We start from the raw sequence: 1,235 nt of genomic DNA on the forward strand, positions 1-1,235 counted from the left end.
TACCCACGGGCCACCTGCACGCCCACCACATAGAGTTCACCGGCCACGCCCACCGGCACCGGCCGCAGCGACGCGTCCAGCACAAACACCCCGCAGTCACCCTGCGGGCGGCCGATCGGCACCGCACCGGAGCCCAGAACATCGCCCGGATTCACCCGGTACTCGGTGACATTCACCGTCGTCTCGGTCGGCCCATAAGCGTTCACCACCGCCGCTCCGGGACGACGCCGGCGCCACTCCGCGACATCGGCCCCCACCAACGCCTCACCACCCAGCACCAGTTCTCCCACCGGCGCACTCGCCTCCGCCTCTGGCGAAGCCAGCAGCAACGGCACATGACTCGGCGTCGCCTTCATCAACGCCACAGGTCCCCGTCCCACGGCCACCGTCTCGCCGGCCGACCGCATGTCCACCACACGCACGCACCCGCCCGACACCAACGGCATCCACACCGACGCCACCGTCATGTCAAAGGTCACCGGCGACTGCCACCCGACCACACCCGCAGCACCCGGGTGGCTCACCCGAGCCCACCCCAAGTAACCCGCCAACGACCGGTGCTCGACCACCACACCCTTCGGCCGCCCCGACGACCCCGACGTATACACCACATACGCCGCATGCACCCCAGACACACCACCAGCAGCCAGAGCACCGGTGTCCGCCACCTCATCGACGAAGACCCGCGGCACCTCCACCGGCAGCGCAGACACAACGTCCCGTGCAGTCACCGCACATACAGGACTCATGTCCTTGCAAACGAAGGACAGCCGCTCCAGCGGATACTCCGCATCCAGCGGCAGGAACACACCACCCGCCTTCCACACCGCCAGCATCGCCACCACAAACTCCACCGAACGCGGCAGCACCACCGCCACCACCCGCTCAGGACCCACCCCACGCGCCACCAACACCCGCGCCAACCGCTCAGCCCACGCATCCAACTCCCCATACGACAACAACCGACCCCCGCACTCCACCGCCACCGCACCCGGCACACACCCCACCTGCTCAGCGAACAGATCAAGCACCGTCACACCACCGGCCGGACACACCGAAACATCCTCCGCACGGCTCCACTCCTCCACCACACGACACCGCTCCCCCACCGACAGAACCTCCACCGACCCCACCGGCCGATCCGGCTCCGCAACAAACCCCCGCAACAGACGCTCAAAACGACCCACAAACCCCTCGACCGTCTCCCGGTCAAACAGATCCACCGAGTAGGCGAA

At 67.7% G+C, this 1,235-nt stretch carries 1 protein-coding gene; it reads right to left on the minus strand.

The window, feature by feature from the left end:
• The coding region (locus ACV530_RS36575; RefSeq protein ID WP_494337046.1) for an AMP-binding protein at positions 1 to 1,223 on the minus strand (1,223 nt) is incomplete at its 3' end.
• Between the last annotated feature and the right edge of the window lie 12 nt (positions 1,224 to 1,235).

It is taken from the genome of Streptomyces sp. SX-6 (assembly GCF_059089585.1).